At 75.4% G+C, this 16,161-nt stretch carries 15 protein-coding genes and 1 pseudogene; 11 read left to right on the top strand and 5 right to left on the bottom strand.

Annotation, left to right across the window (positions count from 1 at the left end; translation table 11 throughout):
* Positions 1–24 precede the first annotated feature (24 nt).
* From OO48_RS30035 to OO48_RS34660, 3 genes are all read right to left on the bottom strand, one after another.
* On the bottom strand, positions 25–405 hold the full coding sequence (locus tag OO48_RS30035; protein WP_033221981.1) for a VOC family protein: 381 nt from the start codon (positions 403–405) through the stop codon (positions 25–27).
* Positions 406–563: 158 nt separating this feature from the next.
* A complete protein-coding gene (locus OO48_RS30030; RefSeq protein WP_033221980.1) occupies positions 564–1,115 on the bottom strand; it encodes a hypothetical protein in 552 nt (183 codons plus the stop codon).
* A gap of 107 nt (positions 1,116–1,222) precedes the next feature.
* Complete coding sequence (locus OO48_RS34660; protein WP_245194860.1) at positions 1,223–1,603, bottom strand: DUF4345 family protein; 381 nt, start codon at positions 1,601–1,603, stop codon at positions 1,223–1,225.
* 186 nt (positions 1,604–1,789) lie between these two features.
* Between OO48_RS34660 and OO48_RS30020 the strand changes: the two genes are divergently transcribed.
* Positions 1,790–2,413, top strand: a complete 624-nt coding sequence (locus OO48_RS30020; RefSeq protein WP_033221979.1) for a TetR/AcrR family transcriptional regulator — start codon at positions 1,790–1,792, stop codon at positions 2,411–2,413.
* A 59-nt stretch (positions 2,414–2,472) separates the two neighbouring features.
* Here OO48_RS30020 and OO48_RS30015 read toward each other — a convergent pair whose 3' ends face one another.
* Both OO48_RS30015 and OO48_RS30010 read right to left on the bottom strand, forming a co-directional pair.
* Positions 2,473–2,751 (bottom strand): hypothetical protein, encoded by a 279-nt coding sequence (locus tag OO48_RS30015; protein WP_157845578.1) that lies wholly within the window; start codon positions 2,749–2,751, stop codon positions 2,473–2,475.
* Between the two features lie 5 nt (positions 2,752–2,756).
* Complete coding sequence (locus OO48_RS30010) at positions 2,757–3,080, bottom strand: hypothetical protein (protein WP_033221975.1); 324 nt, start codon at positions 3,078–3,080, stop codon at positions 2,757–2,759.
* A gap of 409 nt (positions 3,081–3,489) precedes the next feature.
* Here OO48_RS30010 and OO48_RS30005 point away from each other — a divergent pair, with 409 nt between their 5' ends.
* The 10 genes and pseudogenes from OO48_RS30005 to OO48_RS29955 all read left to right on the top strand — a co-directional run bounded on the left by OO48_RS30005 (position 3,490) and on the right by OO48_RS29955 (position 15,962).
* Entirely contained in the window at positions 3,490–4,473 is a 984-nt protein-coding gene (locus tag OO48_RS30005) for a SigB/SigF/SigG family RNA polymerase sigma factor (RefSeq protein WP_167346487.1), read from the top strand.
* 106 nt (positions 4,474–4,579) lie between these two features.
* On the top strand, positions 4,580–5,050 hold the full coding sequence (locus tag OO48_RS30000; RefSeq protein WP_063830769.1) for an anti-sigma factor antagonist: 471 nt from the start codon (positions 4,580–4,582) through the stop codon (positions 5,048–5,050).
* Positions 5,050–5,508, top strand: a complete 459-nt coding sequence (locus OO48_RS29995; RefSeq protein WP_051733121.1) for an ATP-binding protein — start codon at positions 5,050–5,052, stop codon at positions 5,506–5,508. The genes OO48_RS30000 and OO48_RS29995 overlap by 1 nt, the downstream gene beginning before the upstream one ends.
* A gap of 309 nt (positions 5,509–5,817) precedes the next feature.
* Positions 5,818–9,181: pseudogene (locus OO48_RS34655) on the top strand (HAMP domain-containing protein).
* Between the two features lie 5 nt (positions 9,182–9,186).
* Positions 9,187–11,652, top strand: coding sequence for a SpoIIE family protein phosphatase (locus OO48_RS29985; protein WP_157845577.1), 2,466 nt, complete (start codon positions 9,187–9,189; stop codon positions 11,650–11,652).
* A 105-nt stretch (positions 11,653–11,757) separates the two neighbouring features.
* Positions 11,758–11,928, top strand: a complete 171-nt coding sequence (locus OO48_RS29980; RefSeq protein ID WP_033222018.1) for a hypothetical protein — start codon at positions 11,758–11,760, stop codon at positions 11,926–11,928.
* Between the two features lie 60 nt (positions 11,929–11,988).
* Positions 11,989–12,447 (top strand): SRPBCC family protein, encoded by a 459-nt coding sequence (locus OO48_RS29975; protein WP_033221974.1) that lies wholly within the window; start codon positions 11,989–11,991, stop codon positions 12,445–12,447.
* 361 nt (positions 12,448–12,808) lie between these two features.
* The gene (locus OO48_RS35540; protein WP_051733116.1) at positions 12,809–14,290 is read left to right on the top strand and encodes an NUDIX hydrolase; all 1,482 of its coding nucleotides are present in this window, start codon (positions 12,809–12,811) and stop codon (positions 14,288–14,290) included.
* Positions 14,287–15,045 (top strand): 2'-5' RNA ligase family protein, encoded by a 759-nt coding sequence (locus OO48_RS29960; RefSeq protein WP_157845576.1) that lies wholly within the window; start codon positions 14,287–14,289, stop codon positions 15,043–15,045. Before OO48_RS35540 ends, OO48_RS29960 begins: the two co-directional genes overlap by 4 nt.
* Positions 15,046–15,095: 50 nt before the next feature.
* Positions 15,096–15,962, top strand: coding sequence for a Rieske (2Fe-2S) protein (locus OO48_RS29955; RefSeq protein ID WP_063830768.1), 867 nt, complete (start codon positions 15,096–15,098; stop codon positions 15,960–15,962).
* The last annotated feature ends 199 nt before the right edge of the window (positions 15,963–16,161 follow it).

Genomic DNA, 16,161 nt, shown 5'->3' with positions numbered 1-16,161 from the left:
CGGTGCTCGCGTCGGGGGTGCCGGTCAAAGCTCCTTGATCCGCGCCTTGAGCAGGCAGAACACGTTGCCCTCCGGGTCGGCCAGGACGTGCCAGGACTCCTCGCCGGTCTGGCCGATGTCGGCCGGGCGGGCGCCGAGGGCGAGCAGGCGCTCCAACTCGGCGTCCTGGTCGCGGTCGGTGGCGCTGACGTCGATGTGCAGGCGGGGCAGGTCCGGGTGCGGTTCGGCCTCGGGGCTCAGGACCAGCGTGGGCTGCGCACCGCCGAAGCCCTCGCGCGGGCCGATCTCGATGCTGCCGTCCTCCTCGCGGCCGAGCTCCACGAAGTCCAGCACCTCGCACCAGAAGCGCGCCAGCACCTCGGGCTCGCGGCAGCCCAGGACGAGTTCACTGATCCGACACGCCATCGTGGAACCTGCTTCCGGTGAGGGGGCGAACACCCGTTCGCCTACCCGGGTCCCGGTGCCCGTACGCGCCGCGCGGTGCGTGCCGTGACGCGTCACGGGTCGTGGCGGCGGAGGCGGAGCCGCTCCCACCCGCCGGCCGGCTCGTCCGGCACGTGGGGCTACCCCCGGACGAGGGCCGTCAGCCAGAACAGCGGGAGGAGGACGACGCCGAGGACGCACGCGGCGAACAGGGCGGCGAGCCAGGCGAAGACGTAGCCGTCGCCGCTGCGGGCGCGTCCCCTGCGCGCGCAGGCCAGCAGCCAGAGGGCGGGCAGGGCGAGGGTGGAGAGCGTCCAGCCGGTGAAGGCGACGTACTCGCCGGCCGCGACCGGCGAGGGCTCGAAGGCCCGGCCGCCGACCTCCCGGACGGCGAACCGGGTGCCGACCCGGTGCTTCCCGTCGGCGCCGCGCAGCGTCATCGGCCGCGAGGGCGCCCCGAAGGGGGACGAGGGCGTGTACCTGCCCCGGCAGCTCACGGAGGTGCTCTCCACCTCCTCCTGGCAACTCGCGACGACGTAGCTGCCGGTGGGCCCCGCCAGGCCGCTCGTCGCGAGCAGCGGCCCGCCGAACAGCAGCCAGGTCAGGACCGCCGCGCCCGCCAGCCACAGCACGGCGAACCCGCCGGCCACCCGCCAGGGCCCCGTCCGGCCCAGCCACTGCGTCCCGCGCATTGCGACGCCCCCGCCCCCAGGTGATCCCGCTCCAGGGCGCACTACCCGCCGCAGGCACCGCGCAACCGTACGGCTGTGCGGGCGGACGGCGGGTGCGGGCAGGGGGTTCAGCCGCCGTCCGCGAGCCGCTGTTCCCGTCCTCCCGCGGGGGCCGTGGCGGGGGCGCCCGCCCGGAGGTCGGCGGTGGCCAGTCGGAAGTAGACCAGGGGAAGGGCCAGTTCGACGGCCATCAGGGCGAGTTGGAACCAGTGCGGCCGCCCGGCCACGGCCAGCGACAGCAGGCGGCCGAGGCCGCCCAGCAGGAGGAGGCCGGACAGGACGCGGACCGGGGCCGGCGGGATCGGGCGCTGCCCGGCCGTGTGGAGCCAGGCCAGGCCGTAGCCCGTGAAGACCGCGCCGAAGAAGCGCTCCAGGGAGTCGGTGGTCGGGCCGGCGTCGGTGGCGCCGGGGACGGCGGCGTTGCCCGCCAGGACGTGGAAGAGGCCGATGGCCGCGCAGGCTCAGCCCATCGCGTAGCAGAGGAACCGCAGTGCCCTGGCCATCGCTCACCGCTCCGCTCCCCGGCCGGACACCCGGCGCGGGCTGGTTGACACGTGTCTACTAGTGGGTCGGTTCCAGGGTGGGCGCGCGGGTGGGCGCGTGTCAAGTAGACACGTGTCGCATAGGATCGCGGCATGTCGACCGCCCCGCGCCGCCGCCTCACTCCCGACCAGCGGAGGGCCCAACTGCTGGCCGTCGGGGCGGAGCTGTTCGCGGCGCAGCCGTACGAGGCGGTGCTGATGGAGGAGGTCGCCGAGCGGGCCGGGGTCTCCCGGGCGCTGCTCTACCGCCACTTCCCGGGCAAGCGCGAACTGTTCGCCGCCGTCTACCAGCAGGCCGCCGACCGGCTGCTCGCCGCCACCCGGATCGACCCGGGGGAGACCCTGGTGCAGCAGCTCGCCCAGGGGCTGGACGCGCACCTGGACTACTTCGTGGCCAACCGCCACGCGGTGCTCGCCGCGAACCGGGTGCTGGCCGGCGACCCGGTGGTGCAGACGATCATGGCGGAGGAGCTGGACGCGCTGCGCGCCCGCCTGCTGGCCGTCCTGCCGCCGACCGGGGCGCAGGCCCGGGCCGCCGTCTCGACCGTGCTGAAGGGCTGGTTGGTGTTCGTCCAGGTGCTCTGCGTCGACTGGCTCGCCGAACCCGGTTGCAGCCGCGCCGAGTTGCGCGACGTCTGCATCGGCGCGGTGCTCGGCGCGCTGCGCCCGCTGCTCCCGCTCGACCCGGCCCCCGAGTGGGACGGCCGCGGCCTCTGACGGGTGCGTGCACGACGAACCGCCCGGCGGCGGTCCGCCGGGCGGTTCGTCTCAGGCGCTCACGGGCTCGGCTGCGGGACGGGCTCCGGCTCCGGGCCGGGCGGCTGCGGAGCGGGGCTCGGCGGCTGCGGGTCCGGGAGCGGGTCGGGCCGACCGGGGCCGGGCGGCCCGGGGTTCGGAGGCTGCGGGTCGTGCGGCATCGGCGGGGCGATCGACGGGTCCGGGTCCGGCAGCGGCCGGGCGGGGCCGAGCGGATCGGGCGGGTCGGTCGGCCGGGGCGGCGCGTCCGGCGGGTCGGGCGGCCGGACGTCCGGGTCCACGGGCATCGGAACGGTCATCGTGGTCACCGCCCCAGGGCGTGTTCGAGCTGGCTCTTGTTCATCTTCGAGCGGCCCTTGATGTTGCGCTGCCGCGCCTCGTTGTACAGCTGGTCGTACGTCGGACCCCCGGCCCCGTGGTGCGAACGCTTGCCGCCCCGGTGCCCGGAGGAGACGTCGTGAGTGGAGCTGCGGCTGGCCGTCCGGCTCTCGCCGTGCCGGGCGCGCTCCTTGTTGACGGTGCGGGCGGCGATCTCGGTGGCGCGCTTCTCGCTCGCGCCGCGCTTCAGCTCGCCCTCCTTGATGTGCTCGTACTGGCGCTCCCGCTTGGGGCTCGATCCGGCGGGCATGGTGGGACTCCTTTCGTCACCGGACAGGGTCACCCGGCGCGCATACCCGCCTCGGAGCCGTCGAACCGGAGACAATCCGGTGAATTCGGTTCAGAAGGGACAAAACGGGGTAGGACTATGGCGCCACGCCGAGCGCGCACCGCTCGGCGCGGCCGGCCCCTCCCAGGGGCCGCCACGTCACGGTATGTGAGCCGAGAGTCGCGAGCCGAGAGCCGCGAGTCGCGCGCCGCGTGCCGGGAGCCGTCGCCTGAAGAAGCCGGGTTCCACGGTTCTCCGCCCGCCCCGCCGCCCGCCCCGCCGTCGCGCGGCCCGCCGAGTCCCGGACGGTCCCCACCGTCCGGCGCGCGGCGTGCCCGCACCGCACGGGCCGCCGGGGCAGGTCCCCACCGTACCCGGGAGATGACTCCCCGTGACCACCACCTCCACTGCTGCGTCCGGTGCGGCCCCCACCCCGGTCTCCACTCCGGCGTCCCGTCAGTCCTCCGTCCGGGTCTCCGTCTCGGCGTCCCGTCCGGGCACCGCCCGGGCCGGGGCCGAGATCGAGATCGACCCGATGCACCGCCCCACCCGGCGCGAGATGCGCGCCATGGGCAAGTACGAGGCGCGCCGGCTCAGCGACGCGCTGTTCCGCAGGCTCGCCGAACTGCCGCCCGAGGACCCCGCCCACAGCTACGTCCGGGGCACCGTGATCGAGCTGAACATGCCGCTGGTGCGGTTCGTCGCCGCCCGGTTCCGACACCGTCCCGAGGACCTCGACGACATCATCCAGGTCGGCACCGTCGGGCTGATCAAGGCCGTCGACGGCTTCGACCCGGACCGCGGCGTCGAGTTCGTCACCTACGCCATCCCCACCATCTCCGGCGAGGTCAAACGCTTCTTCCGCGACACCTCCTGGCCGCTGCGCGTCCCGCGCAGCGTGCAGGAGCGCTACCTGGCGGCCGTCCACGCCTCCGACCGGCTCGAACAGTCCCTGGGTCGGCTGCCCGACACCGCCGAACTGGCCGCGGAACTCCACGTCACCGAGGAGGAGGCCGCCGAAGGACTGGAGGCCGGACGGCTGTGCCGCTGCGACTCGCTCGACTCGCTGCGCGACGACGACTCCGACGACAGCGGCAGCGCCCTGGTCAACCGGCTCGGCAGCTGCGACCCGGAACTGGAGGTCGCCGAGCTCCGGGTGATGGCCAAGCCCTTCCTCAACCGCCTGCCGGAACGCGAACGCACCGTCCTGCTGCTGCGCTTCTGGGGCGGGCTCACCCAGAGCGAGATCGCCACCGAGATCGGCGTCTCCCAGATGCACGTCTCCCGCATCCTCTCCGCCACCCTCACCGGGCTCCGCGAGCACATCGAGGGGAAGACCGCCGACGAGACGGCGGAGGCCGGGACCGCTGATTGAGTTCCGGCCCGGTCGGGTACCCGCGAGCCCGTAGCCCGTGGCCGCCCCGGGGCGCGAGCCCCGGGGCGGAAGGACCCGACACCGTACGGCAGGAGGTGTGCGAGCCGTGGACGCACAACCGGGCACCGGGCCAGGCGCCCCGCTCACCGTCGCGCTGCGCCACCCGACCGGAGCACTGGTGGTGCGTCCCGAGGGCGAACTCGACCACGACAGCGTCGCCCCGCTCCGCGAAGCCCTGGAACAGGCCGTCGCCGACCCGTCCGAACGGCTGGTGGTGGACTGCGGCGGCCTGGAGTTCTGCGACTCCACCGGCCTCAACCTGCTGCTGCGCGCCCACGCCGCCGCCGGCCGGGCCGGCCTCCCGCTGCTGCTGGCCGCCCCCGGGGCGGTGGTCGCCCGGATGCTGGAGATCACCGGCGCGGACGAGGTGCTCGACGTCCACCCCAGCGTCGAGGAGGCGCTCGCGGCGCCGGTGACGGGCCCGGACGCGGGGGTGCCGCCCGGCGCGGGCGGTGCGGGCGGTACGGGCAGTGCGGGAGGTACGGGCGGTGCGGGCGACGTGAGCGGGGCCCGGTGATGGCCGGCCACCCCCTCGGTCCCGCCCGGCCGCTGCGGACCGGCACCGACCGGCGCAGCCTCCCGCTGGCCGGCGAGCCCGGCACCGTCGCCCTGGGCCGCGAGTTCGCCCGCGACGCGCTGCGGGCCTGGGGCTGGCTGCCCGCGCCGGACGCCGACACCCGGATCGCCGCCGAGGACGTGCTGCTGATGACCAGCGAGCTGGTCACCAACGCCTGCCAGCACGCCACCGGCCCCTACCTGCTGGAACTGACCAGGTACGGGCCGCTGCTGCGGGTCGCCGTCCGGGACGCCGACGACCGGCCGCCGGTGCTGCGCCCGGTCCGGCTGCCCGCCAGGCCGGGCGGGTACGGGCTGCGGGTGGTCGACCGGCTGGCCGCCGCCTGGGGCAGCGATCCGGTGGCGGGCGGCGGCAAGACGGTGTGGCTGGAGGTCGTCCGCCCTCCGGCGGAACCCTGAGCGCGGAAGTGCCACAGTGGAAGCAGAACGGTCCCGTTCGCCGGGGCCGCGCCGCGTTCTCGGAGCCGAGGTGGTGGTCACGTGGACAGCACACCCGATCCCGGACGGCCGCACCCGCCGTTCCCGGGCGGCGAGCCGGGGAGGCCGGGCGGTCCTCCGGGAGGGCCTGGCAGGCCCGACGGCCCCGGCAGGTTCGACGGCCCCGGCGGTTTCGACGGGTCGGGCGGTTTCGACGGGTCGGACCGGGGCGCGGAGCACCCGCGGTCGGCCCCCGGACCGGCCGGATCCGCCGGATCGGACGGCGCCGCGCTGCGCCGCCTGCTGGCCGGCCTGACAGCCGTCCGGGACGGCGACCTCACGCTGCGGCTGCCGGACGCGCCGGGCGTGCTGGGCGAGATCTCCGGGGTCTACAACGAGACCCGGAAGATCGACGTGGACGCCCGGGGCGAGATCCTGGAGCTGAAGAACACCGTCAACACCATGGTGGAGCAGCTGAGTTCGTTCGCCGCCGAGGTCACCCGCGTCGCCCGCGAGGTCGGCACCGAGGGCATCCTCGGCGGGCAGGCCGACGTCCGGGGCGTCTCCGGGACGTGGCGCGACCTGACCGACAGCGTCAACTTCATGGCGGGCAACCTGACCGCGCAGGTCCGTTCGATCGCCCAGGTCGCCACGGCGGTGGCCCGGGGCGACCTGACCCGGAAGACCGACGTGGTGGCGCGCGGCGAGATCCTGGAGCTGAAGAGCACCGTCAACACGATGGTGGAGCAGCTGAGTTCGTTCGCCGGCGAGGTGACCCGGGTGGCCCGCGAGGTCGGCACCGAGGGCATCCTCGGCGGGCAGGCCGACGTCCGGGGCGTCTCCGGGACGTGGCGCGACCTGACCGACAACGTCAACGTGATGGCCTCCAACCTGACCGGCCAGGTCCGTTCGATCGCCCAGGTCGCCACCGCGGTGGCCCGGGGCGACCTGTCGCAGCGGGTCACCGTCGAGTCGGAGGGCGAGGTCGCCGCGCTGGCCGGGGCGTTGAACACCATGGTGGACACCCTCTCGGCGTTCGCCGACGAGGTCACCCGCGTCGCCCGCGAGGTCGGCACGGACGGCACGCTCGGCGGCCAGGCCCGGGTGCCGAACGTCGCCGGCACCTGTGGAGGGCGTCTCCGGCACCTGGAAGCGGCTCACCGAGAACGTCAACGAGCTCGCCGGGAACCTGACCCGGCAGGTCCGGGCGATCGCCGAGGTGACCGGCGCCGTCACCGCCGGCGACCTGACCCGCTCGATCACGGTGGACGCCTCCGGCGAGGTCGCCGACCTCAAGGACAACATCAACGTGATGGTCGAGTCGCTGCGCGAGACCACCCGCGCCAACCGCGAACAGGACTGGCTGAAGACCCACCTGGCCCGGCTCACCGCGCTGATCCAGGGCCGGCGCGAACCGGCCGCGGTGGCCGAACTGCTGATGGACGAGCTGTGCCCGCTGCTGGACGCCCAGTACGGCACCTGCTACCTCGCCGAGGACACCGAGGACGGCGGCGCCGTGCTCACCCGGGCCGCCGCCTACGGCCACCACCACGCCGACACCCCGCGCCGGTTCGTCCTCGGCGAGTCGTTGATCGGCCAGGCCGCGCGCAGCCGCCGCCCCATCGCGATCACCGAACTCCCGCCCGGCTACGCCGAGATCGGGTCGGGGCTGGGATCGGCGTCCCCCCGCGAACTGCTGATCCAGCCGATCACCATGGAGGACCGGCTGCTCGGCGTGGTCGAGGTCGCCACCCTGCACCGCTTCACCGGCCTGCACCGGGACTTCCTGGAACGCCTGGCCCAGGACATCGGCACCACCCTGGCCACCCTGCTGGCCAACGCCAGGACCGACGAACTGCTGCGCGAATCCCGCCGCCTGACCTCCGAACTGCGGGCCCGGTCCGAACAGCTGGTCGACGGCCAGGAGGAGCTGCGGCGCTCCAACGCCGAACTCGGCGAGAAGGCCGAACTGCTCGCCGCGCAGAACCGCGACATCGAGGCCAAGAACCTGCAGATCGAACAGGCCCGCCGCGAACTGGAGGAACGCGCGCGGCAGTTGACCCGAACCTCGATGTACAAGTCGGAGTTCCTGGCCAACATGAGCCACGAACTGCGCACCCCGCTGAACAGCCTGCTGATCCTCGCCCAGCTGCTCGCCCAGAACTCCGAGGGCAACCTGACCGGCAAGCAGGTCGAGTACGCCGAGGTGATCCGCTCGGCCGGCTCCGACCTGCTGCAACTGATCAACGACATCCTCGACCTGTCCAAGGTCGAGGCGGGCAAACTCGACGTCACCCTCGAACCGTTCGAGCTGCGCGAACTGCTCGACTACGTCGACACCACCTTCCGCCCGCTCGCCGCCGAGAAGGGCCTCGACTTCCGGATCACCACCGCGCCCGGCGCGCCCGAGCAACTGCACACCGACCAGGCCAGGCTGCGGCAGATCCTGCGCAACCTGCTCTCCAACGCGGTGAAGTTCACCGACCGGGGGTTCGTCGAACTCGCCGTCGAACCCGCCAGGCCCGGTGAACTCCCGACCGAACGGCGGGACTTGGCGACCGTCGCGTTCCGCGTCCAGGACTCCGGCATCGGCATCGGCGCCGACCACCTGGAATCCATCTTCGGCGCCTTCCAGCAGGCCGACGGCACCACCAGCCGCAAGTACGGCGGCACCGGCCTGGGCCTGTCCATCAGCCGCGAACTCGCCCGGCTGCTCGGCGGCGCCGTCAGCGCCGAATCCGTACCCGGCGAAGGCAGCAGCTTCACCCTGCTGCTGCCCGCCGCGCACACCGAACCCGGGACGGAACCGGAGGCCGGAGCGGAACCGGAGGCCGGGGGAGGGGAGGGAGCGACCGGACGCCGGGGCGGGGAGCGCCGCATCCTGGTGGTCGAACCCGACCCGCCCGGGCTGCTCACCCTGCTCACCCGCAGCGGCGTCACCGGCCGCGACCCGGCCACCACCGTCGACAGCGCGGACAGCCCCGACAGCGCGCTCGCCGCACTCGACCGCGCCCCCCACGACCTGCTCGTCCTCGACCTCGGCCTGCCCGGGGACGGCGCCCGCACCCTGCTCGCCGCCCTCGAACGGCGCGCCGACCCCGTCCCCGTCCTCGGCCACGCCGGCGGCGCCGAGCCGCCCCTCCCGACCGCCGACCGGCTGGAGGTCGCCACCGGCCTGGACGAACTGCGCGAACGCATCGCCCGAACCGCCGCCCCGCACTCCGCGCCCGCCCCGGCGGCCGACCCGCCCGGCCCCCCGCCCGCCGAACGGCCCGGACGCCTCGCCGGGCGCACCGTCCTGGTCATCGACGACGACCCGCGCAACGTCTACGCCCTCAGCACCGCACTCGAACTCGAGGGCGCCACCGCCCTGCACGCCGCCAACGGGCGCACCGGACTCGCCCTGCTGCGCGCCCACCCCGAGACCGACCTGGTGCTGATGGACCTGATGATGCCCGAGCTGGACGGCTACGCCGCCACCACCGCCATCCGGGAGGGCACCGACCGGCCCACCGTCCCGATCGTCGCGGTCACCGCCAAGGCCATGCCGGACGACCGCGCCCGCAGCCTCGCCGCCGGGGCCGACGACCACCTCACCAAACCCGTCGACGCCGACGAGCTGATCGCCACCGTGCAGCGCTGGGTGGAGGGTTGACCCCCGTGAACGAGCCCGGACAGCCCAGCGGGCCCGCCGGTCCGGAGCCCGGAACGCCGCCCGGGCCGTTGACGCCAGGGCCGCCGACGCCGTCCGAGCCGCGCCCGGACGTGCGCCACCTGCTGGCGCTGCGGCTGCGGGACGCCCAGGCCGAGACCGAGGAACTGCGCGCCGCGCTCGCCGTCCGCCCGCTCACCGCGCTGGCCACCGGCGTCCTCGCCGAACGGCTCGGCTGCGGACCCGCCGAGGCCGGGGCCCAACTCCTCGCGCTCGCCGAACGCGCCCGCCTCGGCCCGCAGGAACTCGCCGCCGACATCCTCACCACCCTGCCCACCGACACCGCCGGCACCACCACCGGGCCGGGCCCGGCCCCGCCCGCGCCGCCCGCCGCCCCGCCCCACAGGCCGTCCCCCGTCGTCGAGGCCGCGCTCAGCCAGGCCGCCGACATGCTCGGGGCCACCGCCGCCGTGCTCTGGACCGTCCAACCCGGCGGTGTCCTGCACCCCGCCGCCGCACCCGGCTTCACCGAGACCGAGCGCGCCGTCTGGCGGCACGTCCCGCCCGGCCTGCCCACCCCCGCCCAGCAGGCCCTGGCCAGCGGCGCCGAACTGGGCCCCACCGGGCCGGTCGACGCCACCCTCGGCGCCGCCCGCGCCCCCTACCGCCTCGCCGTCCCGCTGCACCGCGCCGCCGGCCCCGCCGCCGTCCTCGAACTCGCCTGGGAGACCCGCCCGCCCGACCCCACCCCCGCCGAACGCCGCCGCCTGCGCGCCGCCGCCGAGATCGGCGCCCTCGCCCTGACCGACCGCCCCGGCCCCACCGCCGAAGGAACGGACCCCGACACCGCCGCCCTCGACGCCGCACTCACCCCCGCCCTGCTGCTCACCCCCGAACCCGCCACCGGAACGCCCGTCGACTTCCGCGTCCTGCGCGTCAACACGGCCTTCACCGACCTCGTCGGCCGCCCCCCGCACCGCATCGAGGGCCGCACCCTCACCGAGACCTACCCGCGCGCCTGCGCCGACGGCCTGCTCGACCTGCTGCTGCGGGTGCACGCCACCGGCCGCCCGCGCCACGCCGACAGCCTCGCCCTGACCCTCCTGGAGGACCAGACCCCCGTCCCCGTCCTGCTCGAACTGGCCGCCGCCCGGCTCACCACCCCGCCCGGAAGCCTGCTGGTCAGCTGGCAGCCCACCACCGCCGAGGACCGCACCGTCCGCCTGCAGCGCATCGCCCAGCGCCTCAGCCACCTGGCCGGCTTCGAGGAGGACCTGCGCACCGGCGAGATCCACTGGACGCCGCGCACCACCGACCTGCTCGGCCTGCCCGCCGACGCCACCCCCATCCCGCTCGCCGCCCTGCCCGCACACGTCCACCCCGACGACGAGCAGACCGTCCGGAGGGTCGTCAACTCGGCCATCGACAACGGGCGTTCCGACTCCGCGGTGTTTCGGATGCGGCACCTGGACAGCTACACCCGCTACGTCCGGCTGGTCGCCGAACCCGTCCCCGACCCGAACGGGCGCACCGCCGCCGTCCGCGGCGCCTTCCAGGACGTCTCCGCCCAGCACTGGACCGAGACCGCGCTCGCCGCCACCACCGAGAGCCTCGCCTACACCCGGCAGGAAGCCGCCGAACGCCACCTGCTCGCGCTGCGCCTGCAACAGGCCATCCTGCCGCCCGACCCGCCCCCGCTGGAGAGCGCCGGTCTGCGCGCCGCCGTCCGCTACCGGCCCTCCTCCCAGCAGGCCCGGGTCGGCGGCGACTGGTACGACGCCGTCCTGATGCCCGACGGCACCGCCCTGCTGGTCGTCGGCGACACGGCCGGGCACGGCGTCGAGGCCGCCACCGGCATGGTCGCCCTGCGCAACGCGCTGCGCGGCCTCGCCTACACCGGGGCCGGCCCCGCCCGCCTGCTCGACTGGCTCAACCAGGCCACCGCCGACCTCACCGGCGCCGCCACCGCCACCGCCGTCTGCGCCCGCTACCACCCCGACACCCGCACCCTGCACTGGGCCAGGGCCGGCCACCTCCCGCCCGTCCTGCTGCGCGACGGCACCGCCCGCCCGCTCCCGATGCCGCACGGCATCCTGCTCGGTGCGGCCGACGACCCCGACTACCAGGAGCACCGCCTCGCCATGCGCCCCGGCGACGTCCTGCTGCTCTACACCGACGGCCTGGTCGAACGGCGCGACCGGTCCGTCGAGGAACCGCTCGACCACCTCGCCCGCACCCTCGCCGAACCCGCCGCCGACCTCGACGCCCTGCTCGACCGCGCCCTGGAGACCAGCACCGCCGACACCGACGACGACACCTGCCTGATCGCCGTCGAAGTCCTCGCCCCCGAACCGCCCGAACCGCCCGAACCGCCCGAACCGCCCGTGCCGTCCGAGCCGTCCGAGCCCCCCGAACTGTCCGAGCCGCCCGAGCCGGCGGACGGCGGAGCAGCCGATGCGGACGAAAACGTTTGAGCCGGGACGAACCGGTCAGACGTCCGGCAGACCCGCAGCGGGTCGGCGGTCGCCGACCGCACCTCGTGCCGGTGGCCGTCCGTGGACCGAGGAGGTGTGACCACCGTGCTCGCGATGCTGTTGGTACTGCTGCTGATCGTCATCCTGTTCGGCGCGGGATTCGCCGTGAAGGTGCTGTGGTGGATCGCGCTCGCCGTCCTGGTCCTGTGGCTGATCGGCTTCGTCGCCCGGGGCGCCGGAACCGGAGGCCGCCGTACCCGCTGGTACCGATGGTGACCCTCCCGGCCACCGTCCGCAGCCACGGAAAAATCCACTGAACGAAACGGAGGAGAACGCATGAGCATGGTCCAGGAGACCATCGAGGTGGACGTCCCCCTGCACACCGCGTACGACCAGTGGACGCAGTTCGAGGACTTCCCCCGCTTCATGGACGGCGTCGAGGAGGTCGTGCAGATCGACGAGCGACACAACCACTGGCGCACCAAGATCGCCGGAGTGACCCGGGAGTTCGACACCGAGATCGTCGACCAGTTGCCCGACCAGAAGATCGCCTGGCGGACCGTCGGCGGCGACGTCAAGCAGATGGGCGTGGTCAGCTTCGCCCGGCTGGACGACGCCCGCTGCGAGGTGCGGCTGGCGATGGACTACGAACCGCAGGGCGTCGCCGAGCACGCCGCCGACACCATGGGCATGATCGACCGGCGGGTCCGCGGCGACCTCGACCGCTTCAAGTCCTTCATCGAGGAACGCGGCGTCGAGAACGGCGGCTGGCGCGGACGGATCACCCCGGCCTGACCGGCCCGACCGGACCCCGCGCCGCTTCGCGCCGCCCCGCACCGTTCGGCGGGGCGGCGCGCCCGTGCGCCCGTCGGCCCGCGCACCGGCGGGGCTCGCGGGCCGGTCGTCCGAACGGGTGAATTCGGTGGAGGGCCCGGGCGGCGCCGCCGACCGGCGACGCCTTGGTCCGGGGCCGGACAGCGGGTGGAAACCCCCGTCCGGCCCGCCTCCGCCCGTCGGCGGCGCACTTGAACCCCGTACCCGGACGGCCGCATGATCGAAGCGCGTCCACCCCGGCCGTAGCGCCAACTCCATTCCTTCGTCGCCGACTTGGGGTGCCCGCTGCCCGGATTCGGGAGAACGAGGAGGGGACCGACCGGTGATCGACTTCACGGTGCTGACCGAACTGGCCCGGCGCGAGGGCATCGAGCGGATCGGCGTCGGCGTGCTGGCCCGCGACGAGACCGGCCGGATCCTGCTGATCCGCCGGGCCGCGCACGACGTCCTGCCCGGCCACTGGGAGTACCCGGGCGGCGCGCGGGGGGACGGCGAGAGCGTACCGGCGGGCGCGGCGCGGGAACTGGCCGAGCGGACCGGGCTCGACGGCCTGCCGCTCGAGTACCTCCGGCACCTCGACTTCACCGACCGACGCGGCCTGCGCGTACGGCAGTTCGTCTTCACCGCGGTCGTCCCGGACGGCACCCCCGTGCGCCTCTCGGCCGACCACGACCAGCACCGCTGGGCCGATCCCGGCCGGCTGCCGGCCACCGACGAGGCCCAGCGCGGCGTGATCGACTGGCTGCTGGCCCGGCTCGCCCGCCCCGGCTGGCGCCCGGCCGGCGGCCACCTCACCACCGTCGACCGGCCCGGCGCCTACAGCTGCCTGCTGCTCACCGACCCGCAGGGCCGCGTCCTCGGCATGCGCTCCACCACCGACCCCGAGGTGTGGAACATCCCCGGCGGCAACGTCGACCCCGGCGAGACCCCGTTCGCCGCCGCCCTGCGCGAGACCAGGGAGGAACTCGGCCTCGACCTCGCCGCCGAGAACCCCGACGTCGTCTCCCGCCGCCGCCTGGTCGCCGTCCTGCACGAGCAGGCCGGCACCGAACACCCCGTCCCGTTCTGCGGCTACGTCTTCGACGGCGGCGTCCTCACCGCCGAACAGCAGGCCAGGATCCGCCTCGACCCGGCCGAACACACCGAATGGCGCTTCGCCACCGCCCACGACTGGCGCACCCGGATGGACCCCGACCGCTACCGGTGGCTCCTCCAGGTCCTGCGCGCGCACCGCTCCGGACGCGCCCTCTACCTCGAACGGCCCGACCGCGACGACGAGTTCGAAGGCGTCCTGGTCCTGGTCACCGACCGGCGCGGCCGCCTGCTGATGCACCACCGCGACGACAGGCCGGGCACCGCCTGGCCCGGCCACTGGACCCCGATCGGCGGCTGGCGGGAAGCCGACGAGACGCCCGAGGAGACCGCGATCCGCGAGACCCGCGAGGAGGCCGGCATCACCATCACCCGGATCCGCCCCGTGCCCGGACCGCACCACCACCTCGTCCACCCCACCACCCGCGTCCTGCACGCCCGGTGGGACGGCCCCGAGCACGAACCGAGCCCCGGCGGCGAGGGCCCGGCCGTCCGCATGGTCCCGCTCGACGAACTCCCCGCCCTGCGCGTCCCGCCCTACCTGCACCACTACCTGCCACTGCTCACCACCGCACCGGCGGACCACCCGGACGGCGCCGGTACGGACGGCGCCGGTCCGGACGGACCCGTGCCGTCCGGACGGGGTGGTACCCGCGAGGAGGAGACCGCCCGAGTCCCGCTCGGCGGTCCCGGGGAGGGGTGGACGCGATGAGGCGCTTCGATCCGACGTTCGGCACCGTCCCGTGGTCCGAGGGGCTGCGGGTCCTCCAGGTCTACGCGCTGCCCGACCCGCCCGCCGAACCCGCGCTGCGCGCCCTGGTGAGCGGGGTGCGCGCGGCGATGTCCGGCGCGCCGATCGTGCCGATCCCGGACGAGCGCCTCCACGTCACCCTCGACATGGTCACCGACGCACCCGCGCACGCCGTCACCGCACGGGAACGCGCCGCCCTCGCCGGCGCCCTGCGCGAAGCCCTGGCCGGCACGGCACCGGTCGCGCTGCTGGCCGGATCCGCCACGGTGACACCCCGGGGCGTGCTGATCGACCTCCACCCCGACGGCGAGCTCGCCGACCTGCAGCGGCGCGTGCGGGCCGCGATCCACGCCGTCCGCGGCCCCGACTCCACCGGCTACCGCCTCGGGGTCATCCACCTCAGCGCCGGCTACGCCGCCGCCGACACCGACACCGACCCGCTCACGGTGCTGCTGCACCGCGTCCGGCCCGGACACGCCCCGCTGACACTGCGCCGGGTCGCCCTGGTGGAGGTCTTCTGGCACCGGGCCGAGACACCCGTCGGTGGGGCGAGCGGATGGACGATCGACTGGACGGTGCTGGACCAGGTGCTCCTCGGGCCGCCCGAGGACAGCCCCGAGCGCGGGCCCGAGGACAGCCCCGAGAACAGTTCGGAGTACCGGCCCACGGACGGGCTCGCGGAAGAAGGGCTCGCGGACGCGCCCACCGGCCGCTGACCGGCGCGGCCGGGTGTTTGGGGCCGGGCGGGACGGACAGCCGCAAGGACATGGACACCTACCACGCTGCTGCCGACCGGCTGGACGCCCCCGCGAGCTGGACGTTCCTGGACCCGGTGGCGGAGCGGATCGCCGCGCTCGTGCAGCGGCTGCCGCTCGGCCCGGCCAGGGACGTGCTGCACGGGGTGTGGCTCGGCCATCCGCTGCACCCCGCGCTCGCGCAGGCCCCGATCGGCTGCTGGACGGCCGCGAGCCTGCTGGAGCTGACCGGGGGCGACGAACGGGCCGTCCGCCGACTCACCGCCGCCGGGCTGGCTGTGCTGCCGCCGGTGCTGCTGGCCGGCTGGGTCGACTGGTCCCGGTTGCCGCCCGCCCACCGCCGGACCGGACTGGTGCACGCCACCGGGGCCGCCACCGCCGCCTTGCTGCACGCCTGCTCGCTGCGGGCCCGCTGCCAGGGCCGCACCGCCCGGGGCCGCCTGCTCGGCCTGGCGGGCACCGGCGTCGTCGGCCTGACCGCCGCGCTCGGCGGGCACCTGGCCTACCACCAGGCCGCCGGCGCCGCGCACGCCGAGGCCGAACCCCGGCTCGCCCCGTCCGACTGGCACCCGCTCGGGGCGACCGCCGACATCCCCATCGGCGCCCCCGTCCGCCGGATGCTCGGGGACGTCCCCGTGGTCGTGGTCCGCACCCACGACGACGGCTGGACCGTCCTCGCCGACCGCTGCACCCACATGGCGGCCTCCCTGTCCGGCGGCGAGATCGTCGACGGCTGCCTGGAGTGCCCCCTGCACCACTCCCGCTTCCGGCTCTCCGACGGCCGCCCGGTCCGGGGCCCGGCCACCGCCGACCAGCCGCGCTTCGAGACCCGCGTCCTGGCCGGGCGGCTGGAGGCCCGGCCGCAGCCGGGGAGCTGAGTCGCGGCCGAACGGGCCGGCCGGGGTCGTCCCCCGGCCGGCCCGTTCAGCCGCGCCCTGGCGGCACCGGGCCGGGGCCGAGCCGGGCCGGGCCGGGCCCGGAATCCGGCACGGGGCCCGGACGTATGGTTCGGGGCGCGGCGGGGCAGACGCGCCCGCGGCACGCCCGGACGGGCCGGGTGTGCGGCTGGACGACGGA

The organism is Kitasatospora phosalacinea (genome assembly GCF_000716545.1).
GTDB classification, from domain to species: Bacteria; Actinomycetota; Actinomycetes; order Streptomycetales; family Streptomycetaceae; genus Kitasatospora; species Kitasatospora phosalacinea.
This window is presented reverse-complemented; position numbering and strand designations above follow the sequence as displayed.